The sequence below is a fragment of the Phocaeicola coprocola genome (assembly GCF_041333015.1).
Classification (GTDB): domain Bacteria; phylum Bacteroidota; class Bacteroidia; order Bacteroidales; family Bacteroidaceae; genus Phocaeicola; species Phocaeicola coprocola.
This window is the reverse complement of the sequence record NZ_JBGKGM010000004.1, coordinates 1,165,378-1,191,378: the sequence shown is the minus strand read 5'-3', so window position 1 is coordinate 1,191,378 and position 26,001 is coordinate 1,165,378. Positions and strand designations below refer to the sequence as shown.

Here is a 26,001-nt window from a genome sequence, read left to right as displayed (position 1 = left end):
ATGGACGATTTGAGATTGCGCATACAACAGTTGTTGCAGCAGCTGAACGAGCGTGTGTTCGGCAAGGAGCATGTTATTGCACTGTCGTTGTTATCGGCTGTGGCAGGTGAGAGTATTTTCTTGCTGGGACCTCCGGGAGTGGCAAAGAGTATGGTGGCACGCCGGCTGAAACTGGCTTTCCGCCGGGGAGAGGCTTTCGAGTATCTGATGTCGCGTTTCAGTACGCCCGATGAAATCTTCGGACCGGTTTCTATTTCAAAGCTAAAGGAAGGCGATACGTACGAACGTGTCACCGAGGGCTATCTGCCTTCGGCTACGGTGGTGTTTCTGGATGAAATCTGGAAGGCGGGACCTGCTATTCAGAATGTATTGCTGACGGCTATCAATGAGAAAATTTTCCGCAACGGACGGTTGACGATGCAGCTTCCGCTCAAGGGACTGGTAGCAGCATCGAATGAGTTGCCGGCGGTAGGACAGGGACTGGAGGCTTTGTGGGACCGTTTTCTGTTGCGTGTCATGGTGACGGGAGTAGAAGATTTGTCCGATTTCGACCGGATGATTGCTTCTGCCGATGAGAGTGAGCCATGTGTGCCGGAGGAACTAGCTATCGGTGACGAGGAGTATGCCGGATGGCAGCAGCAGATAGCGGACATTACCTTGCATTATTCCATTTTCGAAGTCATCCATCTGCTGAAGGAAAAGATGGAGGAGTACAACCGTCGTTTGCAGAACGAAGAATCTGCGGAACTTCCTCTGTATGTGTCCGACCGCCGTTGGAAAAAGATTGTCAAACTGCTTCGTACGTCGGCTTTCCTGAACGGTTCGGAAGCTGTTCGCCTGTCGGACTGTCTGCTGCTGGCACATTGCTTGTGGAGTGATGTGACACAGAAGAATATAACAGAAGAAATGCTTGCCGGAGCGATACGGCAGAGTGCTGAAGGTTATCTGCTGAACTTGCAGGGAGTGGACCGTGAGTTGCAGGCACTGAAGGAGGAACTGATGGCAGAAGGTACGGTACGTGAAAATCACGATCCCGGACTGACACTGGTAGATTCGTATTATTACCAGATAGAGCGGGTACGGCTGGCAGGACGTCTGCTGATGTTTGCTTCCGACTTCCAGTCGCTCGATGATACGGGGAAACTCTTCTACTTGCATAAAGACAAATATAAATCGCAGTGCTTTATCCTGAAGAAGTACGATCTTTCCATGCGCGGGAAGATTCCTCAGAACAAAATCTATTCTCTCCGTAAGGGAAGACGTTCGGTATTTATCAACAATTATGAATATCCTTTGCGCTGTAATCCCGATGCGGAACCGCTTCCGGCAATTGAAGTGCGTCCGGAAAGCGATTTAAACGCTCGTTTCCGGGAACTGGAAGAGCTTCTTTCGCGGGTGGATGCCGGAACGAGGGAGTTTTTCGAAGCAGAGATGGAGTATTGCCGCAATCATCTGTTCTTGGGCGACAGACAGCGCCGGACGATGGAAGAGATGCTGCGTGTGCAGCAGGATTCGCTGGCAAAATATAAGAATGAACTTGATGAACTGAAACATGCGTACCGAAAAGAGAACGAGGAGTATCCGGATCAAGAATCTGAAAACGATTTATTTGGAGGAGCTTCGGCGCAGGTGCTTTGATTGCCTGGGCGAAGCTTTACAGCGTGGTACGGTGCTTCCCGGTGAACTGGAGGAAACGGTGTGGGATTATTACCGGAAGACGGCTCCTTCGTTGCAGGAGTTTTATTCGCGCTATACGCCCGAATGGGAGGTGTTTTACGAGCATGAACAGTTGCTTCCGTCTGATTTTCTGGATTTTCTTTATCGTATGCAGGCAGCTTTCCGGAAACGTTATTCGCTTGCAGAGCTTGATGTTGCTTACTATATTGAGCGGCTGGAGCGTCTGCCTTTGCTCAGTCCCGAACGGAAGCTCCTGCAGGAACTTTTTCTGGATAAATGGCATCGCTTGCTCACAACCAAGGAGTACGATTATCAGTATCATCACATCGGGTCGTTGTGTGAAGGATTTGTTTTGCTCGACAAGCAGAACGGACTGAAAACGGTTGCCGATGTGACAGGTTCGCGCGTCAGATGGCTGTTGTTGAACCGTCCGGAACTTTACCGGCGTATCGTGCCTTATGAGAAGGCTATGGAGCAGAATCGCCACATTCGTGAACTGGTGCGGGTGTTAGGAAAGCACAGTAAGGGTGAGAAACGTAGCTTCGATCCGTTGGGAGGAGTACGCGAAGAGCAACTGGTACGTCATGCTGTACGCAGCGATATCGAGGGTGTAACATTGGGAAACGATTTGAATCATCTGCTTCCGGTAGAATATTGTTACCTGACGGATGAGGCACTTCGTCCGGTATTCATGCAGAAGTTCGTAGAGAAACGTTTGCAGGTGTTCGACAGTCGGTCGGCAGAAGACAGTTCGGTGCTTCAAAAAGGCAGAAAGCCGGTAAGTGGACAGGGACCGTTTGTGGTTTGTCTGGATACGTCAGGCTCTATGCAAGGGAAGCGTGAGATACTGGCAAAGTCGGCTCTGCTGGCTGTGGCTAAGTTGGTAGACGGCACGCATCGCAAATGCTATGTAATTAATTTTGCCGAAGATATCCACTGCATGCTGATAAAGGACTTGCGTGCAGATTTTCCTTTATTGGCAGATTTCCTGAATTATCGTTTCGACGGAGGAACCAATATGGTTCCGGCATTGAAAGAAGCTGTCCGTTTGATACAAACAAACGGGTGGCATCGCTCGGATGTGGTAATGATTTCCGATTTCGAGATGCCACCCGTGGGGGATGAGTTAATGAAACAGATTATGGGGGTAAAGCATAGAGATACCTCGTTCTATGCTTTGGTTTTCGGGAGTCGTCCCGAAATGGATTATCTTTCTATTTGCGACCGGACTTGGGAGATGGAGATACCTTGATCTGCTCGATAGGCTGCTGGCTGACGTTGTCCAGCGGGATGGCCTGGTATTTCACTTTAGCAAAATCAATGGTCCGCAAGTCGATGCTTCGTATCGCACTGTTGTACATGGTGCGGTAATAGATAGTTCGGTTTGTCATATCGGTAGCCGATGTCCACTGTGTAGCGCTTGGAATGTCGGCAGGAACTTTTCCCAATGGGAATTCAATGCCTACCGGAATATCGAAGTTGTTCAGAATCTGAAAGCCCTGAAGCACTGTTTTCTCGGCTGAATCCTGCTGTGGGGCAGTCGACTGATAGAAAGCCGCACGTACGAAACGTGAAGGAGGAGTTACGTCACCCGGTATGCCCAGGAATCCACTTCCTGCTCCGAACGATTTCAATGGAGTAGTTCCCAGATCTTGTGCCGGAGCTGTTCCCGGGAAGAGATTCACATAATTGTTCAGGTTGGTAAGCTGCCATTCAAAGCCCGGAGAGTTGGTCAGCACTCCCAATGTATTTTCGAAGAAATGCGGAGTCTGTCCTGTAATTTCCAACACTAGCTGTTTGCCTTCTGCATCGGTAAACCGCCAATGAACAGTAGACGAACGCGGGTCGATGTTGACTACATGTACACTCTTTACCGCTTCTTTCACTTCATCCAGCGTAGCACAGTTACCTAATATCCACGAAACAAGTTGAAGGTCGGAGATTGTATTTTCTTTTTCCGAAGCATTGTAGTCTTCGTATTTTCCATAAGACGGGAAATAGAACAGTCCGGCAGACAGTCCGGCTTCGTTTACGCCTTCAGCGATAAATTCCTTTTGTTCTACGGCAAGTCCTACATAACCATATCGTGCCGTAAACTTCATTCCGTTGATTCCTTCAGGAGTGTACGACTGTGCCGTATATCCTCTTGGAACAATAACATACTGGCTGTTCAGGTTGCTTCCGCCCCATTCGATGGTACGTGCAACGATTGTAGTTCCGTCTTTGCTTTTCAGTGTGATGCCTGTACAGGCATTTGCAGGTTGTGATGCAAACCAACCAGCTATGCCAAGCAGTAAAATTGATAATTTAGATTTCATATTCAGTGTTTTTCTTATATAACAATCGGTATTAGAAATATGTTCATTTGCAGATATATAGTTTCCCGTGTTCCTGTCCGATTACTTCTTCTGCAAGTAGGTATGATAAGGCTTTTGTATTTTTTTCTTTATCTCCCGGAAGAGCTTCCAGCAGGTCGTGGGAGGAACATGGTGATTGCAGAATGTCCATTATCTGGTTGCGTATGTCTTCAAATTCTCCATGTTTCAGTCCCGAGGAGTGTTTCGCCAGACAGGCATCGCACAATCCGCAGTTGTGTTCGTTTTTCTCGCCAAAATACTGTAAAAGTATGCGGCTCCGGCATTTGTTTTCAGCATCGGCATATTCCAGCATGGCCTTGATTCGCTGCTCATAACTGGCTTTCCGGTCCTCGTAAACATCTCGGTTCAGTACGATACGTTCACTTTCCTGGCGTTCGCGTGTATATATGATGTAGGGTGTTTTCTTCCCCGGAATATAATGCAAAATGTGCCGTTTGGTGAGCAGTACCAGTGTTTCATACACCTGCTGACGGGAAAGTCCGCTTCTTAATGCAAGCGTTTCTTCATTGATATAGGCATAGTCGCTGAACAGACCGGTGTACGAACGCAGAATGATGCGAATCAGATTCTCTGTGTCAGGATTATTTTCCTGGATGCGATACAGTTCATCACGCCGCAGTGTGAACATCAGGCGTGAGGCATTATCCTGTTCGTCGGTATATTCCAGATATCCCGCCCGGGTAAGAATCTTCAGCGCACTGTCTACCCGGATAGGAAAATGCTTGAAATTCTGGCAGAACTCATCTATATTAAACGCATACGTACAGCCAAGTCCGTCGCCCATTGCCATCTGATAATAATAATTGATGTGCTCATAAACCTGACGGATGTATTCCTTTTCCGGAAAAGTATCGGCTATGCGTTTGTTCAATAAGGTTTTATCACTTCGTGCGTATAGCAGTACCGCATACGATTTCTGTCCGTCACGTCCGGCGCGTCCCGCTTCCTGAAAATATGCTTCGGGAGAATCGGGAAAATCGATGTGTACCACCAGTCGTACATCGGGCTTGTCAATACCCATACCGAATGCGTTGGTTGCTACCATGACTCTGAACTCTCCGTTTATCCACCCCTTCTGACGCTGGTCTTTGGTATCATTGTTCAGTCCGGCATGATAGAACGTTGCAGTAATACCTTGTTCATTCAGATATTGAGATACTTCTTTTGTCTTTTTACGGTTGCGCGTATATACAATGGCTGAACCTTGTACACTGGTCAGGATGTGAAGAAGTTCTTCAGCCTTGTTTTCTGTGCGGCGGACGATATAGGCAAGATTTTTCCGTTCAAAACTCATCCGGAAAACATTCTCTTCTCTGAAATCCAGTCGTTTCTGAATGTCTTTTACCACTTCGGGCGTGGCTGTAGCTGTAAGAGCAAGCACTGGTACTCCTGGAAGCAGTTTTCTGATTTCTGAGATCTTGAGGTAGGCTGGACGGAAATCATATCCCCACTGAGATATACAGTGTGATTCGTCGACGGTAATCATGCTTACCTTCATGCTTTTCAGCTTGGTCTGGAAAATTTCCGTGTCCAGTCGTTCGGGCGAAATATAGAGAAACTTATAATCGCCGAAGATGCAGTTTTCCAGTGCCACGACAATTTCTTCACGCGTCATACCCGAATAGACAGCTATTGATTTTATTCCCCGGTCGCGCAGATTGCGTACCTGGTCTTTCATCAGGGCAATAAGAGGGGTGACAACCAGGCATAATCCAGGTTGGGCGAGGGCAGGCACTTGGAAGGTAATAGACTTTCCTCCTCCCGTAGGCATCAGTCCGAGTGTATCTCGTCCGCTGCCTATACTGTTGATGATATCTTCCTGGATACCTCGAAAACTGTCGTATCCCCAATATTGTTTCAGTATGCTTTTATAGTCCACGGTGTTGAATGAGAAGTTATAAATGAAAGTCTTGAAAGAATAATGATGAATGAAAGAACTTACTGCATCAGTTTCCGTTCTTCATTCATCATTATGTATTGTTTAGAAAGAAGGCTTTATGTCTTCTATCTGTAATTGGATTTCTCCACGTTTGTGCGTATTTTCTTCAATCGTATAACAGATATTGAACGATTGCTTGGTTTTGATGTAACGTGCTTGCGAACTTTGTCCGAAAGCGATGCCGTTCATCACGTTATTCGATTTGTTGTCCACCAGTTCCAACTTGATGTGTTCCTGATCGCGCCCCACCACCTTGCTTGTTCCATAGTCGTAAACATTCAGCGTTGAGAAGACGGGTTTCGGATTATCCGGACCGAAGGGGTTAAACTTCTTCAAATCGAAGAAAAACTTCGGTGTGATGTCGCGGAAATCCAGTTGGGCATCGATGTCTATCGTCGCACTGGTCTGTTCCGGCAAGATATGATCGGTTACATATTGCTCGAAGCGTCGTGTAAACTCCGGTACGTTTTCAATCTTCATGGAAAGTCCCGCAGCATACGTATGTCCTCCGAAGTTTTCCAGCAAGTCACGGCAATGTTCGATTGCTTTATATACATCGAAGCCTGAAACCGATCGTGCAGAACCTGTTGCCAGATTGTCTGTACGTGTCAGAACGACAGCCGGACGGTAATAGATTTCCGTCAATCGGGAAGCTACGATACCGATAACTCCTTTGTGCCAAGCTTCATTGTAGATGACGATGGAGCGGCGTTCGGACAGTTTCTCCAGATGATCGACAATCTTATTTGCTTCTTCGGTCATGCTCTTGTCCAGGTCTTTGCGAGTCTCATTGAACTGGTTTATCTGGTTGCTCTTTTCGAGTGCTGCCTGAAAGTCTTTCTCAATCAGCAAATCGACTGCCTTCTTCCCGTTTTGTATGCGTCCGGATGCATTGATGCGGGGACCTATTTTAAAGACAATATCGCTCATCGTGATTTCCCGTTCGGACAAACCACAAACATCGATGATGGCTTTCAGCCCGATACTGGGATTAGAATTGAGTTGACGCAGCCCATGATAGGCAAGCACGCGGTTTTCTCCCATTATAGGTACGATGTCTGAGGCGATACTTACTGCAACCAAATCGAGCAGTGGGGTGAGCTGATGAAACTCGATTCCATTATTGATGGCAAAAGCCTGCATGAACTTAAATCCGACACCGCATCCTGAGAGGTGATCGTACGGATAAGTTGAATCAAACCGCTTAGGGTTCAATATGGCAACAGCAGGCGGCAACACATCATCTGGTACATGATGGTCGCAAATAATAAAGTCGATGCCTTTTTCCTTGGCATACGTAATCTCTTCCACGGCTTTGATACCGCAGTCTAATACAATAATAAGCTTTACGCCTGTTTCGGCAGCATAATCCACTCCCTTCTTCGATACTCCATACCCTTCGTTGTAACGGTCGGGGATGTAGTAGTCGATGTTCGAATAGAACTGTTGAAGGAATTTATAAACCAATGCGACTGCTGTAGTACCGTCTACATCGTAATCTCCATACACCATGATACGTTCTTTCCGTCCCATAGCTTTGTTCAGTCGTTCTACTGCAATGCTCATGTCCTTCATAAGGAACGGATCATGCAGTTCGTTGAGCTGAGGGCGGAAAAATTGTTTGGCCTCGGCAGTAGAGGTTATTCCTCTTTCCAAGAGAAGCCGGCATAATATAGGGCTGATTCCTATATCTTTAGCCAGTGCTCTAGCTGCTTCCCGCTGTTCTAGTGTCGGAGGTTGATAATTCCATTTGTAATTCATTTATATATATTTTTTCTTTCTTTTCTTTTTCAGACACGGGCAAAAAGCTTTTTTACCCTAGTTATTCAATCTGTAAAATTAGAAAAAAAGAAAGAAAAAAACGGCTAATCTCCTATTTATTTTCGGAGATTAGCCGCTTAATTATTTATAATTGGTCTATATTAACTAATTATAATCCCAATTTTTTAGCTATGTCAGCAGGAATGGCATGCTTGTTTACCAAAATATTCATAGTCTTGTAAGCAGCAAATGCTTTTGATGCATACCAGATACCTTTGTACTTGCCTTCAGTTCCCCATGAATTTTTTACCATGAAGTATTCTTTTCCGTTCTGGTCTTTTGCAATACCGTAGATAACCATTCCGTGGTCATCGGTAGTTTCCCAGTTGTCGAAAGCTTCCTGACGCATTTCCTGAGTTACAGTGATTTCAGGAAGTGGTTTGCTTGTCAGTTCTTTACGTTTGTCTGCCTGGCTCATACCTAACCAACGTGCCATATCAGAGCCTGTCAGTTCAGCGCCTTTTTCTGCATCCGGACATACAGCTACACCATCACGAGTAAAGCCTTGTTCACTTACATCAGCACCCCATGCGAAAGTATAGCCGGTGTTGATTGCATTTTCCATAACAGACATCAGTTCGTCGATAGGCAAGTTGTACGAAAGTGCATTACGCCAGTTGTCTTGTACTTCGATATTGAACTGAGTGTAGAACGGATGATGAGAGTAAGATGTCAGTGAAACATAGTCGTCCATGTTCAGACCCAATACTTCATCGGCAAATGTTCTCGGAGTATAAGTCTTACCTTTGTAAGTAAATTCTTTCGGGCATTCTCCCAAGTATGTGTCATAAATAGACTTGATACCGTTTTTCCAAACCGGAGACAGCTTTTTCAATCCGCCTTTAGCGATAGCGTTCATATAACCTGAAGCTACAGCATCCAGTTCGTTATGGTTAGGAAGTGAATCGCCGTACATGATACCCGGCATAGCTTCCTGAGGAACCATACCATATTTTTCGTAGCAAACTACGATATCTTCGAAGCTTCCACCCGGAGAGAAAGAAGCGTCACCGTGATAGCGTACATAGTTTACAGCACGGTCTTCCATTGTTTTGTGTACAACAAACATTTCAGACAAATCGAATTCTCCCTTTCCTGCACGCAACAGTTCTGCTTCGAGGAATCCCAGTGTTGAGAACGACCAGCAAGTGCTTGACTGGTTTTGGTCTTTGATAGAAGTGATAGGGTTTTCCTTTACAGTTGTAAACACAAAGCCTTCTTCTTCAGCTTTGTTCTTTTTGGGGCCTTTAGCATATACATTGCTGAAGCATACACCCAAAGCTAAAATCGCAACAAGTTTATTCATTGTTTCTTTTAGGGTTAAATTATTATTTGTTTATTTATTATTGTTCATTCATAATCTTTTCCACTTCTTCGATGGTAATAGGAATACGCTTGTCGCCAGTAAAGCGTGAACCTTCCGGAGTAATCAGAATATCATCTTCCAGACGGATGCCACCGAAATCCTTGAACTTGTCTATAGCATCGAAATTCAGGTATTCAGTATTAATATTTTCTGCTCTCCATTTGTCGATCAGTGCCGGAATGAAATAGCATCCCGGTTCGTCTGTGATGACAAAGCCTTCCTGCAAACGACGTCCCATACGCAAAGAAGCCAGTCCGAACTGATCGGAAGGACGAGTTTCATCGTCGTAACCCACGTAGCACTGTCCTAAATCTTCCATGTCGTGAACGTCAATTCCCATCATATGTCCCAGACCGTGAGGCATGAACAGCGCATGAGCTCCTGCTGCTACGGCATCATCTACATTGCCTTTCATCAATCCAAGATCTTTCAATCCCTGCGCCAGCACCTTGCAGACATCCAGATGGACAGACTTGTAAGTAACTCCCGGGCGAGCCAGTTCCAAAGCACGGTCGTGGCATGCCAGTACGATGCTGTATACGTCACGTTGGCGGTCAGTAAATTTACCGCCTACAGGTATGGTTCGGGTATGGTCGGAACAGTAGTTGGTAACGCTTTCTGCACCTGCATCAGTCAGCATCAGACGGCCTGTCTGAAGAATCTGGCTGTGGTCATGATTGTGAAGTGTCTGTCCGTTCTGTGAAAGGATAGTGGCAAACGATACCATATTTCCGTATGATGCAGCAATACCATCCAGTATGCCGGCAATATATTGTTCCGAAACTCCCGGTTTGCACAGGCGCATGGCAGCCGTATGCATTTCGTAACCGATGTTGCAGGCTTTATCTATTTCCTCAATTTCGCATGCTTCTTTTACTGAGCGCAGGCTTACTACAGCCTTTATCAGCTCCAATGAAGCATGTTGTCTGGTCATGGAAGCACGGATTCCGGTCAAATCTTCCAGAAGCATCATGTTGTCGTAGCGGTAAGGAGGCAGGAAGTGAATCTTGCGTCGTTGTGATATGGCCTTTCCTACTACTTCTTTCAGTCGTGCAAACGGAAAACTTTTTTTCACTCCTACACGTTCTCCCAGTTCCTTTACACTAGGCTGAGGACCCATCCAGATAATGTCGTCCATCGTTACGTCATCGCCGAAGAAATAATCTTCCTCAGCATCAACGTCCAGCACTCCTGCATATCCGGGATGTGAATGTCCGAAGAAATAGAGGAACGAGCTGTCTTGACGGAATTTATATGTATTATCGGGATAATTGGCAGGGGCTTCATTGTTTCCCAGTATCAGGATAATACCACTACTGACTTTCTCTCTAAGTGCCTTACGGCGATTGCGGTATACTGATGATTCGAACATATTGTAATTGTTAAAGTGAAATTATTGTAATAAGTGTTGCAAAAGTAGGAAATTAAATTGAATTATGTCCTAACCATTTTCCTAAAAAATGTATCTTTGTGAAACTAAACTATTGTATGTTATGAAACTAGATTTGAAGAATATGGGCCTTGTTCTTGAAGGAGGAGGCATGCGTGGGGTTTTTACCTGCGGAGTATTAGACTATTTCATGGATCATCATATCGAGTTTCCATATGGTATCGGTGTTTCGGCTGGAGCATGTAACGGACTTTCTTACATGTCGCATCAGCGTGGACGTGCCAAATATAGCAATATCGATATGATGGCAAAGTATCATTATATCGGGTTGAAGTATTTGTGGTATCAGCATAGCATACTAGACCAAAAACTATTGTACGAGATTTTTCCAGAAGAATTGCTTCCGTACGACTATCAGGCATATTATGAAAATCCGGCACGGTTTGAAATGGTTACAACAAACTGTGTGACAGGACGTCCCTGTTACCTGGAAGAAAAGAAAGATAAAGAGCGCCTGCTGGCGATAGCAAAAGCTTCGAGCAGCTTGCCTTATGTTTGTCCCATTACGTATGTCGACGGACGTCCGATGTTGGACGGAGGAATAGTCGATTCGATACCTGTACTGCGTGCCATAGAACAGGGATATGAACGCAATGTCGTCGTATTGACACGGAACAGAGGGTATCGTAAATCGGAGAAGGATATTCGGGTACCACGGTTTATTTATACACGTTATCCAAGGTTGCGCGTTGTGTTAAGCCGGCGTTGTCAGGTTTATAATCAACAGTTGGAAATGATTGAACGGATGGAGGATGAAGGTCGGATCATTGCAATCCGTCCCGAACAACGGGTTGTTGTCAACCGTATAGAGAAGGATATCAAGAAGTTGACCAGTCTGTATGAAGAAGGTTATGCATGCGCAGAAAAAGTCATGGGGCAGTTCTTGTAAAAAACTGTATAGGCTTTTTATAGTGTATCAATACTGATGTTCTTTGTCGGAAATTAAGAGGGTTTTTGATACCAGCTTTCCTTCATGTAGGATGTCTACCATTCCCTTTTTTACGTGCTTATTTTCTTGCAAAGGATATAAAAGTAAAAAAAGCATATTTGAAATTTTAAAAGTAGTTTTCAATCTTTCCCAATCAGAGCAGAAATGAAATTAGAAAACAGCTTTTGGTAGCTCAAAAACAAGTACGGCAGCTTTCCAATAGAGGAAGGCTGCCGCACTTGTTTTTATTGTCGACTCCGGTTTGACAGAACCGGAGTTTATTTTCATTTTCGGTTATTAGCTGTTTATTTTGCGAAGCTAACCGCACGAGTTTCACGGATAACTGTAATCTTAACCTGTCCCGGATAAGTCATTTCATCCTGAATCTTCTTAGCTATTTCAGTAGACAAGCTTTCTGTTTGTTTGTCGTCTATCTTGTCTGCACCGACGATTACGCGCAACTCGCGACCTGCCTGAATAGCGTAAGTTTTTGTAACACCCGGATAAGACATTGCAAGCTGTTCCAAATCGTTCAAACGTTTGATGTAAGCCTCTACGATTTCGCGGCGTGCTCCCGGACGTGCACCAGAGATAGCATCACATACCTGTACGATAGGGGCCAGCAAGCTGGTCATTTCTATTTCATCGTGGTGAGCTCCGATAGCATTGCAGATATCTGGTTTTTCCTTATATTTTTCAGCCAGCTTCATACCAAGCAGTGCGTGTGGCAATTCTGGTTCTTCATCAGGTACTTTACCTATATCGTGCAACAATCCGGCACGTTTAGCTTTTTTCGGATTAAGTCCCAGTTCCGAAGCCATGACAGCACACAGGTTGGCTGTTTCGCGTGCATGCTGCAACAGATTCTGTCCATAAGAAGAACGATATTTCATCTTACCGATGATACGGATCAGTTCAGGATGCAGGCCATGAATACCCAAGTCGATTGTAGTACGTTTACCTGTTTCGATGATTTCATCTTCTACTTGCTTACGCACTTTTGCAACAACTTCTTCGATGCGTGCCGGATGAATACGTCCGTCGGTAACCAACTGATGTAAGGCTAGACGTGCAATTTCACGGCGGACAGGGTCGAATGCAGACAATACGATTGCTTCAGGTGTGTCGTCTACAACGATTTCTACTCCGGTTGCTGCTTCCAGCGCGCGGATGTTACGGCCTTCACGACCAATGATACGTCCTTTTATTTCATCTGATTCGATATGGAATACCGTTACAGAGTTTTCAATAGCAGTTTCTGTAGCAACTCGCTGGATAGATTGGATAACGATGCGTTTAGCTTCACGGTTTGCTGTAAGCTTAGCATCATCCATAATGTCATTGATGTAAGATTGAGCCTGAGTTTTGGCTTCTTCCTTCAACGATTCTACCAGACGTTCCTTTGCTTCTTCAGCAGAAAGTCCTGAAAGTGCTTCCAGTTTCTCACGTTCCTGTGATTGTAACTGATCTAATTCTTCCTTCTTCTTTTCAATGATAACCAGCTGTGCGTCCAGATTTTCCTTGATGGCTTCATTCTCGTTGCGTTTACGCTGCAACTCTTCATTTTTCTGGTTCAGCACCATTTCGCGCTGTTTCAGCTTGTTTTCTGCCTGTTGAATTTTTTGATTACGAAGAGCAACTTCCTTTTCCAGATCAGCCTTTTTATTCAGGAATTTCTCTTTTACTTCCAGAAGTTTGTTTTTCTTTATAACCTCAGCTTCTGTTTCCGCTTCCTTTATAATTTTATCATATCGCGCTTTCAAGCCATACTTGAAAAAGCAATATGAAAGTGCCCCTCCAATCAGAAAGGCGATAACCGTTAATATTACTAATGTCAACATTATAAGTAGTTTAAAATATAAATAAAAAACGCACAAACTTTCTGTCAGGTTGTTTTCCTGACGTCAAGCTTGTGCGCAAATGTTTTCTATCTTTCGTTTACTAAACGCTTACTCACTCTTTTTACCGATACACTCGTCTATATCTTGTTCCAGTTGTTTCAGCTTTTCCAGATAAGGCGTGGTATCATTACGGTCTTTCATAGACATATTTTCAAAAGCCAGCTCCAGGGCTGTCATAACCCAATACTTCTCAGTATTGAAATTAGGGAACTTATTGCGGTATTTGTTTAGTTTATAATCAATCTGTTTGGCTGCATCCCGATATAGTTGTTCCTCTTCACGTTTAATGATGAGCGGATATCGTTCGTTGTCAATCAGCAGATGTATTTTCATTTGGTCGTCCGTCATGCTCTTTTCACCGTTTTAATTATTCATTCAGCAAAGCGATACATTTGTCGACTTCACGCACAAGCTTCGCCAATCGTTGTTTGGTATCTCGGAGTTCATTGTCGTTGATACTGATTATGCGAGCTGTTTTTAAATTGGTATACATGGCTTCCAATTCTTTTCGGCTATTTTGAAGTTCGGCTATTTCAACTTCTTTTTCAGCAAGAAGTTGACGGAGAGATGCATTTTCTTTTTGTTGTTCTTCATATAAATACATAAAATGCCTCAGTTTCCCTTCGAAAGTATTCAATAGCTTTTTGTCTTCTTCCGTCATTTTGTACCAAAATTGTATACAAATATAGTGGATTGAAGAGAAACACAAAAATTTTTGCTCATATTTTCTTTTAAATAGGATAAAATTTAAGGGATATTGGGCAAATTTTCGGGTGGAATCAGAATGTTGACACTTTTTTGTTGTTAAAAGAATTGGATGTATAAAGGTTATACATGGAATGAATAAAAATGAAAAAATCGCTTCGGATTCTTTATGTTAAGATGCTCCGAAGCGATTTTTTACTTATATCTTAGAGATGCTTATCTTTTTTCGATATCTCCATTGATTAGTGTTTGAGGTTCTTCTTTCAGTAAACCACGATTTTTGAGTAACGCATCTATCTTAGGTTCGCGGCCACGGAAATTCTTATACATAGTCATGCCATCGTCGATGCCACCCGGTGTCAGGATATATTTACGGAATTTGTCTGCCATTTCTTTGTTGAAGATGTCACCTGTTTCCTTGAAAGCCTGAAATGCGTCACAGTCTAATACCTCAGCCCACATATAGCTGTAATATCCGGCTGTATATCCACCTCCCATTGTGTGACTGAAATTGGTAACACGGTAGCGTGGATAGATTTGTGAAGGAATTCCGCGTTCTTTCAGTTTTTGAGATTCGAACTCCATAACATTCAGGTCAGAAGGAACTTCTTTCAGTGTATGTAAGTCCATATCTGTAAGCGAAGCAGCCAGATATTCTACTGTAGCAAAACCCTGACCGTATTTAGCGCTTTCTTCTATTTTCTTTACCAGTTCCATTGGTATTACTTCGCCTGTTTTGTAGTGTTTGGCGTAGATGTTCAGCACTTCCGGTTCGAATGCCCAGTGCTCATTTATTTGCGAAGGAAGTTCTACAAAGTCGCGTTCAACATTGGAAACTCCCGGGTAGTGTACGTCGCACATGAAACTGTGCAAGGCATGTCCAAATTCATGGAACATGGTTGTTACATTGTCAATGCTTTGCAAAGCAGGTTTGTCACCGCTTGCAGTTGTCATGTTGCATACGTTTACAACCACTGGCAGAACTCGTTCATTGCCGTTATAGCTCTGATCTCTGAAACCTGTACACCAGGCTCCGGCTCCTTTACCGTCACGCGGGTAATAGTCGCTGTAGAAGAGGGCAAGTACTTTACCATCTTTATCGATCACTTCCCATGACTGAGCTGTTTTTTCATACACAGGGAATTTATCTGTACATTCTCTGAAAGTCAAGCCATAAAGTTTATTTGCTACATAGAAGATACCTTTCAGTACATTGTTGATTTCAAGGTATTCTGAAACTTTATCTTCATCGATAGCATATTTGGCTTGTTTAGCTTTATTAAGATAGTACATATAGTCCCATCCTTCCGGCTCGAAGTTATAGCCATCTTTCTTTATTTCAGCACGTATATCATTCAGCTCTTCTTTAGCTTTTTCTACAGCAGGAGTCCATACCTGGTCGAGCAAGCGGTATACATTCTGTTCGTTTTTTGCCATACGATTGTCGAGGGCAAGAGAAGCATAATCTTCATATCCCATCAGCTTAGCTTTTTGTAAGCGTAAAGTAACCAGTTTGCGGGATATTTCTTTATTGTCATACTGGTTGTTCTGATTTCCTCGATTGTAATATGCATCATATACGCGATGACGCAATTCACGGTTTTTACAGTATTGTAGAACAGGGTTACAGCTTGGACGCTGCATATTGAACATCCATTTTCCTTTCTGTCCGTTTTCTTCTGCCATTTTAGCGGCAGCTTCGATATTTGCTTCTGGAAGTCCTTCCAGTTCTTCCAGCTTGTCGACTGTAACAAATGTGTTATTGGTTTCGTGCATCAGGTTTTGGCTGAATGTAAGTTCCAGCAGTGATATTTCACTGTTCAGCTTACGTAATTCGGCTTTCTGCTCATCATTTAATCCAGCGCCGCCACGGATAAAACGCTTGTACACATTTTCCAGTAGTTTGGTCTGTTCTTTATCTAATCCAAATTTTTTCTGATTGTCGTAAACTTCTTTCACTTTTGCAAAAAGCAATGGATTCAAGTAAATATCATCGCTGTGTGCAGAAAATAATGGAGACAGTTCTTTTTCCAAAGCGCGAGTCTCTTCGGTTGAGTTGCTACTAGCGATAGGTCCGAAAACATATTCTACTTTAGTAAGCAGTTCTCCACTGCGGTCGAGTGCAACGATAGTGTTTTCGAAGTCGGGTACTGCGCGATTTCGGATAATAGCATTGATTTCCTGTTTCTGTTCTTCCATTCCTTTCAGGAACGCTTCACGGTAGTTGTCGATAGTAATTTTTTCGAATGGAGCAATTTCATACGGAGTACCATACGATTCTGATAGAAATGGATTGGTACTTTGTGCCATGCTGCTTCCTCCCAATGCCAGAGCGAAGGCGGCTGTGAATAAACATTTCTTCATTTTGTTAAAATAGGTATGTTAATTGTTATAATCTTTGAGCGCAAATATAACGAAATGTCAGGAATTTAACAAGTGGGGCAGATTGCCTGTTTTTATATTTGATGCTTTTCGTTTTTAGGTAAGTGTATAATTCTTTCTGTATAGGTTAGAGAAACTCTATGTTTTAGTCGACGAATCTCTTAGATTTTTACGTTGCTCCTTATTTACTTATGCTAATTTTAAGGTAAATCATATCTTTCAATTGTTTACCTGCTTCAAAAATCGGATGCTCATAATTGTCGGTGAAAAAGTTGGGTATCCGATGTGAATATACAAATCCGCAATTCTTGTAGAAGGCTATAGTTATAGGAGAGTCTCCGGTTCCGACAAGCATTGTATGGCATCGGGCTTTATAATGTTTCAGAAGAAAGAATATCAACTTTTTTCCATATCCCTGACGCTGGAACTGTGGATAGACAGCAATGTTTTTGATTTCGTAGATACCTTTACCTTCTTCGGTTATAACGCATGAAGCTTTTATCTCATTGTTTTCAGCTAGAACGAACATGTCTCCGCGTTTTAAATAGCGATCGATCATGGATTCTTGCTCATCAGCAAGGAGCAGTAAATCGAGATATTGCTTTTTGTTGTAGAAAATAGGGTATATATTTATCATATTCAGTTTTTATGTAAATGGCTTGATGTGCTATAAAATACTTTTTTTATTGAAGTCATAAAATTACAATAGTTCGTTAAAAGTTCGCCACGCCTAAGCGGCTCTGGCAGTAAATAAAATGAGTTCTTTGAAAAGTTTGTCAATAACTTGCGGGTCTGGGCTAATCCCAAACACGCAAATAAATCGTTCAAGCATATAAGCATTGTGTATGAAAGACTTGCAGGAGGATATGGAATAGGTTATTCCGAGCCTCTTACATGCCGCTTTGGCCAAGTTGACAGCAGCAAGCGATGCATTGAAGTGAAAATCCAATTTCCTGAAGTCGGTAGACTGGCAGCTGGTGATTCCTGCATGCTGCTTGCCATCTCTAAAGAAATTCCAACTGGAACCTGGTTCTGTAATAATCCAGCACCTCGCGTCCATCCATGGAATCGTCTGTAGAGAAATAAAGTTGCCACTTGTCTGTTCTTCCGTCCATCGGATACCAGACGGCTAAGGAAACATACCTTTTGAAAGCTTTAGCATAAACCCTCAATCCGTATAGCTTTCCTTTGTTCACCTCGTATTCCTTGCACCGGGTCAAATCCAGATTGGCAAAGTCAATCCTGCCGTCAAACCACTTGGGATGACCACGTTTTCCTGTTTTCTTTTCCAATGTCGGATAGTACAGGACAACATCATTCCTAAAGCGGCTGATGACATGGAAACCGTTCTCACACATAGGCGTTACGAAAGTTTCCTTGGAAAAGAATGCGTCTGCAACCACCGTTTTGGATATGCTTTGCAGCTTGTCTTTTCTGCTGATAAGATAGCAGCTGTACCAGTCAACAAGGTTCTTGTCCATATTATCCAAGGTCTTACAATCCGGTGTCTGAATGGAACCTAAAGTCATGCATTCATGGTTGTCGATGTCAATGACACCGATGCCCATGATTTCCAATCCTCGCTTGTACTCTCCTGCACAACCAGACCAGAAGTAACCTATCCAAGGTGTCTTCTTGCCTGATTTGGGAATATAGGAAGGGTCGATGGCAATGGCTTTTCTTTTGCCTGTGAGATGCTTGCTGATGATAGATCCGTTGAACGCAAACCAGTCGAAAGTTTCATGCTCAAAAAGGTTACGATAAGTCTGTTCTGAGAAACAGCCATATCTGCCCAATTGGAGGAAGTTTATACGATCCGGGATGGCCATGAATAATTTCATGGTGTCCATGAATGCTTTTTCAAAAGGTTTGTGTATATTCGCTACTGATTTGAGAGCCGACAGGCACTCGGATTGGTATTGCATAAGGAGTGTTTCTTTAGTCATAATCAGAAGAGTTCAGAAACTTCTAATTTACTAAGAAATAACGAATTATGCAATACTTTCCTCCTTTATTATCAGTAGGTTAGCTCTCTTTTTTCAGCACATTTCTTCATGCTTAACCATTCGTTTTTGACAACATTTCAATGACCTCTTTAGTGTTTCCGAACCAGCTTTTGCCGGTTCTATTGTTTAACTTTTAATTTTTCGGTAAAAATTTACCGAAGTATTGAAAATTAGATAGCTGTAGCTTATTCAACAAGTATAAACTGAATTTTATAGTTCTGTATTAAAATAATATTTATTGGAACCATTTTATGTATATAGACTTGTACGATACTTCAGTTGTTGGATGCTCCAATAAAACAGATAGAGATTCTAATTCAGAATATAAAAAAAAGTGTAAACCTCGCAAATGCTTGATTTACACTTCTTATTGGCGGAGAGACAGGGATTCGAACCCCGGGTACCTCGCGGTACAACGGTTTTCAAGACCGCCGCAATCGACCACTCTGCCACCTCTCCAAAACTCTTTTGTAAGAGTGCTTCCTTTCAAAAGCGATGCAAAGGTACGTAAAATTTTGTAATAAGCAAGCATTTGGGTAAAAAAAGTTTTTAGAGAGGTGGCTTTTGATAATAAATACATATCTTTGTAAAATTAATAACACTTAGAAAACTTGATTATGAATAAGGCGATTATTACTGTAGTAGGTGGAGATACAGTGGGTATCATAGCAAAGGTATGTTCTTATCTTGCTAAAAATAATGTAAACATATTGGATATTTCTCAGACTATTGTTCAGGAGTATTTTAATATGATGATGATTGTAGATCTGGCGAATATAGAAAAGCCTTTCGAGCAAATAGTAACTGAACTGGTAGAAGCCGGAAATGAAATCGGAGTACAGGTGAAATGCCAGCGTGAGGAAATATTCAATAAAATGCATCGTATCTAAAAAACAGTATTGCTATGATTAATATATCCGAGGTTCTCGAAACCAATAAGATGATAGAGAAAGAAAATCTGGATGTACGTACCATTACTATGGGAATAAACTTGTTGGACTGTGCCGACAGTAATCTGGATGTTCTCTGTCAGAATATATATAATAAGATGACCCGCTTTGCTAAAAATCTGGTAAAAACGGGAGAGGATATTGCCAAGGAGTATGGAATTCCTATCGTAAACAAACGTATTTCTATTACTCCTATAGCATTGGTTGGCGGTACTGCATGCCATACTCCGGATGATTATGTAAAGATAGCACAGACATTAGACCGGGTTGCAGAAGAATTGGGAGTGAATTTTATCGGAGGATATTCTGCTATTGTTTCGAAAGGCATGACCCGAAGCGATGAATTGCTTATTCGTTCTATTCCTAAGGCTTTGGCTTGTACGGAACGTATTTGCAGCTCAGTGAATGTGGGATCGACTAAAACAGGCATCAATATGGATGCTGTTCGCCTTATGGGAGAAATAATCAAGGAGACTGCGGAATTGACTAAGGAGCGTGATTCTTTGGGATGTGCTAAACTGGTCGTATTGTGTAATGCTCCCGATGATAATCCATTTATGGCAGGAGCTTTTCATGGAGTATCGGAAGACGATGCTATTATAAATGTTGGTGTCAGCGGACCGGGCGTTGTGAAATACGCATTGGAACAAGTACGTGGTGAAGGTTTTGAGGTACTTTGTGAAACTATCAAGCGTACAGCCTTTAAGATTACACGTGTCGGACAGCTGGTTGCACAGGAAGCTTCTCGCCGTTTGGGCGTTCCTTTCGGTATCATTGATTTGTCACTTGCTCCAACTCCGGCTATTGGTGATAGTGTAGCCGAAATATTACAGGAGATTGGTTTGGAACATCCGGGAGCACCTGGAACCACAGCTGCTCTTGCTTTGTTGAACGATCAGGTAAAGAAAGGTGGAGTAATGGCTTCATCGTATGTTGGAGGACTAAGTGGAGCATTTATTCCTGTCAGTGAAGATCAGGGTATGATAAATGCGGTAGAAGCCGGTGCTTTAACTTTGGAAAAACTGGAGGCGATGACTTGTGTTTGTTCAGTAGGTTTGGATATGATTGCTATCCCAGGAACTACATCTGCTGCAACTATTTCGGGTATTATTGCCGATGAAACAGCTATTGGTATGATTAACCAGAAAACCACCGCCGTGCGTATTATTCCTGTAGTGGGTAAAGAGGTTGGTGATACTGTTGAGTTTGGTGGATTGCTGGGATATGCTCCTGTGATGCCTGTCAACCGTTTTAGCTGTGAGGCTTTTGTAAATCGTAAGGGACGTATTCCTGCGCCGATTCATAGCTTTAAAAATTAATTATTGCTTTTTATATGAGAGATCAGCCGGATTCGATAGAAAAGAATTCGGCTGATTTTTTTGTTTCGAGAGACAAGCGAGTCTTTATATTTCAATAATAAAATGCAATTAATTATTTTACTTGTGTGTTTTATTTGGTCTTCTGAAAGTATTTTGAAGGCAGGTTAAGATCTTGTTTGAAAAAGAATTATAAAACTATCGGGATATTTCTAAATGTTATCATTATTTATTGGTTAAAAATGAAAATATTTTACTGATATTCTTGCTGATTTTAAAATTAAATTCTTTCTTTGCGGAAAACAAAAATAAACTTTAACTAACCCTATTAAAGTCAATTATTGTATTTAATTATTGCATCCGGGTGATAATAATACTTTGATAGTTAACCTTAATTTTTGCAGGAAAAAGAATCAATTTTGTCGGGAGGTGAACTCTCCTTGGACAAGGAGACTTTTACACTCTGTCCCCATTGCCCTTAGTTTGTTTGTCGCAATTAGTTCTGCAGCAGAAGCAATGGCTGCGAATGTTACTGAAGTTTATGTATCTCAGTAAGTTACAGGATTTACTGGTACTGTTGTCGATGTAAATGGTGATCCGTTGATTGGAGTAAATGTAGTAGAAAAAGGTACTGAAAATGGTGCTATAACGGATTTTGAAGGAAACTTTTCTTTAAGCTTATCATCTCCGAATGCTGTTTTAGTTTTTTCTTATATAGGCTATGTATCACAGGAGGTTTCGGCTAAAAATCAAAATGGTGCAAAGATAGTCCTGAAAGAAGATACTGAAACTTTGGATGAAGTTGTTGTTATTGGTTATGGAGCTGTTCGTAAGGCTGATGTAGCAGGAGCGGTTGCTGTACTTGATAATAAAAGCTTTAAGGATCAGCCTATAACGCAGGTTTCGGATGCTTTGCAAGGACGTGTTTCTGGTGTACAAGTGGAAAACAGTGGTGTGCCAGGCGGTAGCGTAAAGATTCGTGTGCGCGGTTCTGGTTCTATTAATAAAAGTAATGATCCTTTGTATGTAGTGGATGGTATTGTACGGGAAAGTGGTTTGGATGGCATTAATCCAGAGGATATACAGTCTATGCAAGTCTTAAAAGATGCTTCTTCTACAGCTATCTATGGTTCTCGTGGTTCAAACGGTGTTGTATTGGTTACGACTAAGACAGGGTTGGCTGGAGCTACTCAAGTAACTTTGGATGCCTCGTTTGGAGTTGCAAATGTATATAAACGCTATGATTTGCTTAATTCACGTGAATATGCTCAGGCTTTGGTCGATGCTGGAAAGAAAACGCAAGATGAGATGTCTGCTTATTTGAATGGTACGAATCCAGGAATAGACTGGCAGGATGAAATTTTCCGTACAGGTATTACTCAGAATTATAAAGTAGCGGTATCGTCAGGTAATGATAAGACTCAGTTCTATTTGTCCGGCAACTATATGGGACAGACTGGAGTTGTAATAGAGTCGAAGAATGAACGCTATCAGGCTAAAGCTAATGTTACGTCACAAGTTACTCCATGGCTGCATGTGACGGCAGATGTCAATGCTTCGCATAATATACGTAAAGGAGGATCTTTTGCTACTGGAAAAGATAATCCGATCTGGATTGCCATGAACTATTCTCCTACTATGCAGATGATGGATGGTAATAATTATGCGAAGGATCCTATTAACTCCATAGCCAGCAATCCTGTAGGTATTTTGCGTTTGCAAGGTGGAGAAACTATGACTGATGTGTTTACCGGACACGTAGATTTGCGTTTTAATCTTGCAAAAGGACTGACTTTTACGACAACTAACGGTGTTGACTATTACGATGCCAAATCATACAGTTTTTCTTCTAAACGGGTGAATCCGTCGAACAGCATGGGAAATAGTGATACCTACCGTATGATGTTGCAGAGTTCTAATAACTTTACTTACATGGGTAAGTGGAATAAGCACTCGCTGACATCTACTGCCGTATACGAAGTAACGAAGTATGAGGAACGTCTGATGAATATTTCCGGAAAAAATCTTTTGACGGAATCTGTCGGTTGGTGGGATGCAAGTATGGCTCAAAGCCGCGATGTAAGTAATGGTATACAGAACTGGGCACTGGTTTCCGGAGTAACGCGTGTGATGTATAATTATAACGACCGTTATCAGCTGACAGGTACTTTCCGTGCTGACGGTTCTTCTCGCTTCTCTAAAAATAAATGGGGATTCTTTCCTTCTGTAGCTGCTGCCTGGACTATCAGTAATGAAAAGTTCATGAAGAATGTCAAGGCTGTACAAGACTTGAAACTGCGTGCTAGTTTTGGTATCGTGGGTAATCAGGCTATTGATCCGTATTCTACTTTAGGACTGATGACGCAGACTAAATATAATTTTGGAACAAGCAGTGACTATGTCGGTTATTGGGCTAATGATATTGCAACTCCTGAACTTACATGGGAAAAGACTCGCCAGTTTGATGTTGGTCTGGATTTTTCAATGTTCAATCACCGTTTGTCAATGAGTGTCGATTACTTTGATAAGCGCACTACCGATGCTTTGCTTAAAAAGACAATGCCTAATTATAAAGGTGGTGCAAGTTATTGGGTGAATGATGGAGAAATCAGTAACCGAGGTGTAGATATATCACTGACTGCACATTTGATTCAGCATAAGAATTTTACCTGGTCGACAACTGTAAACGGAACTTATCTGAAGAATCGTGTAGAAAAACTTGCTGGAGGTGAAAACGATTATTTCTTCGGCTCAAAGCCGGCTTCAGGTATGGTGGATGAGGCTAGTATCATTAAGCCGGGATATGCAATCGGATCTTTCTATGGTTATATCTGGACAGGGCTTGATGAATCTGGTAAGGATACTTATCAGGATATGGATAATAGCGGAACAATTGATGGATCCGATCGTCGGGTTATCGGAAAGGCAACTCCTGACTTTACTGTAGGATGGAATAATACATTGACTTACAAAAATTGGAATCTTAACTTATTCTTCAACGGAGCCTTCGGAGCTGACAGATTGAATCTGGCACGTTTTACAATGGCTTCAATGGTAGGCGATTCTCGTTTTATTACATTACGTGAGGCTTATACTGATAATTTTGATAAGGTGGGACAGTCGGCTATATATCCGGGGCTGAAGGTGGCTGGAAATAATTATCAGGCTGTATCTACCAAGTGGGTTGAAGATGCTAGCTATGTAAGACTGGAAAATATCAGTTTATCGTATAATCTGTCGAAAAAAGTAACAAAGTTTGCCGATATCCGTTTGACACTAAGCTGCCAGAATCTCTTTACTATTACCGGTTATAAGGGTATGGATCCGGTTGGAACAACTTTCTCTAATGATAATGTGGATGTGGATGCAGGTATTGATATGGGAGCTTATCCTACTCCTCGTACTTTTACCTTCGGTATGCGCATGAACTTTTAACCTTTAATCAAATTGATATGATATGAAAACAAAGATATTTCTGGGCTGTATCATGGCAGCTTCATTGATAACTGTTTCCTGTTCGGACTTGCTTCAGGAAAATCCTCAGGGAAAACTTACTCCAGAAGGTTATTTCAGTACACAGGAAGAACTGGATATGAGTGTATATTCGTTGTACAGTAAAGTAAATTATTCACAAACTCGTACCAATCCTCAGTATCCTCAGTGGCAGGGAGATGATATTACGACCAATCCGGGAAGTAACAAGCAGGTCGCTGCAGAAATTGACCGTTTTGCTCCAGTGAACTCTAATAAAGGAGTAAAAGATTGCTGGTCCGACCATTATGCAATTATAAAAGCTGCTAATTTTATTATACAGAACGCTTCGAAAACTCCTACTGATGCTGCATCGCTGAATCAGGCTATAGATCAGGCTAAGTTCTGGCGTGCTTATGCTTATTTTACGTTGGTACGCCTTTTCGGAGATATTCCATTGACACTGACCAATGAAAACGATGATTTCACTATGAAACCTAGCAGTGTAGAACAGGTGTACGAGCAAATTGTAGCCGACCTTACTTCGGATGAATGTGAAGGACTACCCGCAAGTTATAAGAATGCACCGGCTTTTTTGAATGGTGTAAATGTATATGTAACCAAACAAGCAGTAGAGGCTACGCGTGCTGCTGTGTATATGGCTATGGCCGGATGGCCTTTAGGGAAAGGAACTGCTTATTATAAAAAAGCAGCCGATGAAGCCAAGAAGGTGATAGAAGGTGAATGTAATGGAATATATGATATTCGTATGGATGAGAATTTTTACGATGTATATGCCATGAGTAATAACTATAATAAGGAAACCATTCTTGGAATTAATTATTCTCCAAATGTAGACTGGGTGCAAGATTCCCAACTTACTTCATGTGATCAGTTTGAATCACTTGGTGGATGGTGAGATGCATGGGGAGAAATCCGTTTCTGGCAGAAATTTCCGGAAGGTCCTCGCAAGGATGCCACTTATGACCCACAGATTCTGAAACCCAATAAAGATGGAAACGGGTATGAACTGCATAACTGGTATGACAAATCAGAAGACGGTTGGGTGATTCCGGAATGTCATCCGATGTTCAGCGTCTTTTCTGTAAACTGGGAACCGTCGACAAAGACTAATATTGATGCTCCGTATGATTATACGTTGCCTGCAAGTCAGAATATGTGTAATGGGCATCGTCATTGTCTGATACGCTATGCAGAAGTGAAACTGTGGTACGCAGAAGCTGCTGCCCGTGCGGGAGAAAGCGATTTGTCATTGGCAAAACAATGTCTGAAAGACGTGCGTAAGCGTGGAATGGTAGGTGATACCTATGGAACAAAGGAAAAAACGTATGAAGATGATGGAAAATGGCAAGTTATAAATGGAGTAAATATTGATGCAATGAATGCTTCACAGCTTGCTGAGGCTGCTTTAGAGGGACATGGATGGGAAGTTGCTGGTTATTGGGTTGCTATGGTAACTCGCCGGGCAGACCAGTTCCGTATGAAACTTCTACAGAAAACGTTTGAAGAACGTCAGGGCAATCCTGAAATTGAAATAGTGCCGGGAGTAAAGGTGAAAGAAGGTGTAGAAGTAAGCGGCTCATGGAATGATAAGATGGTATATATGCCTTATCCGGATACTGATTCGGCTAAAAATCCAAACCTTTAATTTAGAAGATGGTTTTCGGTTTTCAGTAAGGTATATTATATA

At 42.4% G+C, this 26,001-nt stretch carries 15 protein-coding genes, 1 tRNA gene and 3 pseudogenes; 7 read left to right on the top strand and 12 right to left on the bottom strand.

The genetic code is table 11. The annotated features are described in order from the left end of the window. Entirely contained in the window at positions 1 to 1,638 is a 1,638-nt protein-coding gene (locus tag ACDG22_RS15780; protein ID WP_178270097.1) for an AAA family ATPase, read from the top strand. Next, positions 1,553 to 2,929, top strand: a complete 1,377-nt coding sequence (locus ACDG22_RS15775; RefSeq protein ID WP_270230699.1) for a VWA domain-containing protein — start codon at positions 1,553 to 1,555, stop codon at positions 2,927 to 2,929. The genes ACDG22_RS15780 and ACDG22_RS15775 overlap by 86 nt, the downstream gene beginning before the upstream one ends. Here the strand turns inward: ACDG22_RS15775 and ACDG22_RS15770 are convergent. From ACDG22_RS15770 to ACDG22_RS15750, 5 genes are all read right to left on the bottom strand, one after another. Further along, the gene (locus ACDG22_RS15770; protein WP_118484202.1) at positions 2,892 to 3,995 is read right to left on the bottom strand and encodes a linear amide C-N hydrolase; all 1,104 of its coding nucleotides are present in this window, start codon (positions 3,993 to 3,995) and stop codon (positions 2,892 to 2,894) included. The two genes, ACDG22_RS15775 and ACDG22_RS15770, sit on opposite strands and share 38 nt — an antisense overlap. Positions 3,996 to 4,038: 43 nt before the next feature. Beyond that, positions 4,039 to 5,934 (bottom strand): RecQ family ATP-dependent DNA helicase, encoded by a 1,896-nt coding sequence (locus ACDG22_RS15765; RefSeq protein WP_007571405.1) that lies wholly within the window; start codon positions 5,932 to 5,934, stop codon positions 4,039 to 4,041. A 102-nt stretch (positions 5,935 to 6,036) separates the two neighbouring features. Then, positions 6,037 to 7,755 carry a single-stranded-DNA-specific exonuclease RecJ gene (gene recJ, locus ACDG22_RS15760; protein WP_007571403.1) on the bottom strand — a complete coding sequence of 573 codons (1,719 nt, stop codon included), beginning with the start codon at positions 7,753 to 7,755 and terminating at the stop codon, positions 6,037 to 6,039. A 169-nt stretch (positions 7,756 to 7,924) separates the two neighbouring features. Next, positions 7,925 to 9,121: a C1 family peptidase gene (locus ACDG22_RS15755; protein ID WP_007571399.1), complete on the bottom strand. Its 1,197-nt coding sequence runs from the start codon at positions 9,119 to 9,121 to the stop codon at positions 7,925 to 7,927. 37 nt (positions 9,122 to 9,158) lie between these two features. Continuing rightward, entirely contained in the window at positions 9,159 to 10,553 is a 1,395-nt protein-coding gene (locus ACDG22_RS15750) for an aminopeptidase P family protein (RefSeq protein ID WP_007571398.1), read from the bottom strand. Between the two features lie 121 nt (positions 10,554 to 10,674). On the opposite strand from ACDG22_RS15750, the gene ACDG22_RS15745 reads away from it, so the two are divergent. Then, the gene (locus tag ACDG22_RS15745; RefSeq protein WP_040312216.1) at positions 10,675 to 11,520 is read left to right on the top strand and encodes a patatin-like phospholipase family protein; all 846 of its coding nucleotides are present in this window, start codon (positions 10,675 to 10,677) and stop codon (positions 11,518 to 11,520) included. A 344-nt stretch (positions 11,521 to 11,864) separates the two neighbouring features. Here the strand turns inward: ACDG22_RS15745 and rny are convergent, their stop codons facing one another. From rny to ACDG22_RS15705, 7 genes and pseudogenes are all read right to left on the bottom strand, one after another. Continuing rightward, positions 11,865 to 13,400: a ribonuclease Y gene (gene rny / locus ACDG22_RS15740; protein WP_007571392.1), complete on the bottom strand. Its 1,536-nt coding sequence runs from the start codon at positions 13,398 to 13,400 to the stop codon at positions 11,865 to 11,867. Positions 13,401 to 13,508: 108 nt separating this feature from the next. Next, positions 13,509 to 13,808 (bottom strand): cell division protein ZapA, encoded by a 300-nt coding sequence (locus tag ACDG22_RS15735; protein WP_007571391.1) that lies wholly within the window; start codon positions 13,806 to 13,808, stop codon positions 13,509 to 13,511. A 19-nt stretch (positions 13,809 to 13,827) separates the two neighbouring features. After that, a complete protein-coding gene (locus ACDG22_RS15730) occupies positions 13,828 to 14,121 on the bottom strand; it encodes a hypothetical protein (RefSeq protein WP_007571390.1) in 294 nt (97 codons plus the stop codon). 260 nt (positions 14,122 to 14,381) lie between these two features. Next, on the bottom strand, positions 14,382 to 16,529 hold the full coding sequence (locus ACDG22_RS15725; protein WP_007571389.1) for a M3 family metallopeptidase: 2,148 nt from the start codon (positions 16,527 to 16,529) through the stop codon (positions 14,382 to 14,384). Positions 16,530 to 16,728: 199 nt separating this feature from the next. Then, the gene (locus ACDG22_RS15720) at positions 16,729 to 17,184 is read right to left on the bottom strand and encodes a GNAT family N-acetyltransferase (protein WP_007571388.1); all 456 of its coding nucleotides are present in this window, start codon (positions 17,182 to 17,184) and stop codon (positions 16,729 to 16,731) included. Positions 17,185 to 17,277: 93 nt separating this feature from the next. Beyond that, positions 17,278 to 18,493, bottom strand: a pseudogene (locus ACDG22_RS15710) (transposase). Positions 18,494 to 18,924: 431 nt separating this feature from the next. Beyond that, positions 18,925 to 19,012: transfer RNA gene (locus ACDG22_RS15705), tRNA-Ser, on the bottom strand. A 158-nt stretch (positions 19,013 to 19,170) separates the two neighbouring features. Here ACDG22_RS15705 and ACDG22_RS15700 point away from each other — a divergent pair. The 4 genes and pseudogenes from ACDG22_RS15700 to ACDG22_RS15685 all read left to right on the top strand — a co-directional run bounded on the left by ACDG22_RS15700 (position 19,171) and on the right by ACDG22_RS15685 (position 25,959). Further along, positions 19,171 to 19,443, top strand: a complete 273-nt coding sequence (locus ACDG22_RS15700) for an ACT domain-containing protein (RefSeq protein ID WP_007571386.1) — start codon at positions 19,171 to 19,173, stop codon at positions 19,441 to 19,443. A 14-nt stretch (positions 19,444 to 19,457) separates the two neighbouring features. After that, the gene (locus tag ACDG22_RS15695; RefSeq protein WP_007571384.1) at positions 19,458 to 20,822 is read left to right on the top strand and encodes a PFL family protein; all 1,365 of its coding nucleotides are present in this window, start codon (positions 19,458 to 19,460) and stop codon (positions 20,820 to 20,822) included. Positions 20,823 to 21,335: 513 nt separating this feature from the next. After that, a pseudogene (locus ACDG22_RS15690) lies at positions 21,336 to 24,254 on the top strand (SusC/RagA family TonB-linked outer membrane protein). 22 nt (positions 24,255 to 24,276) lie between these two features. Beyond that, a pseudogene (locus ACDG22_RS15685) lies at positions 24,277 to 25,959 on the top strand (RagB/SusD family nutrient uptake outer membrane protein). The last annotated feature ends 42 nt before the right edge of the window (positions 25,960 to 26,001 follow it).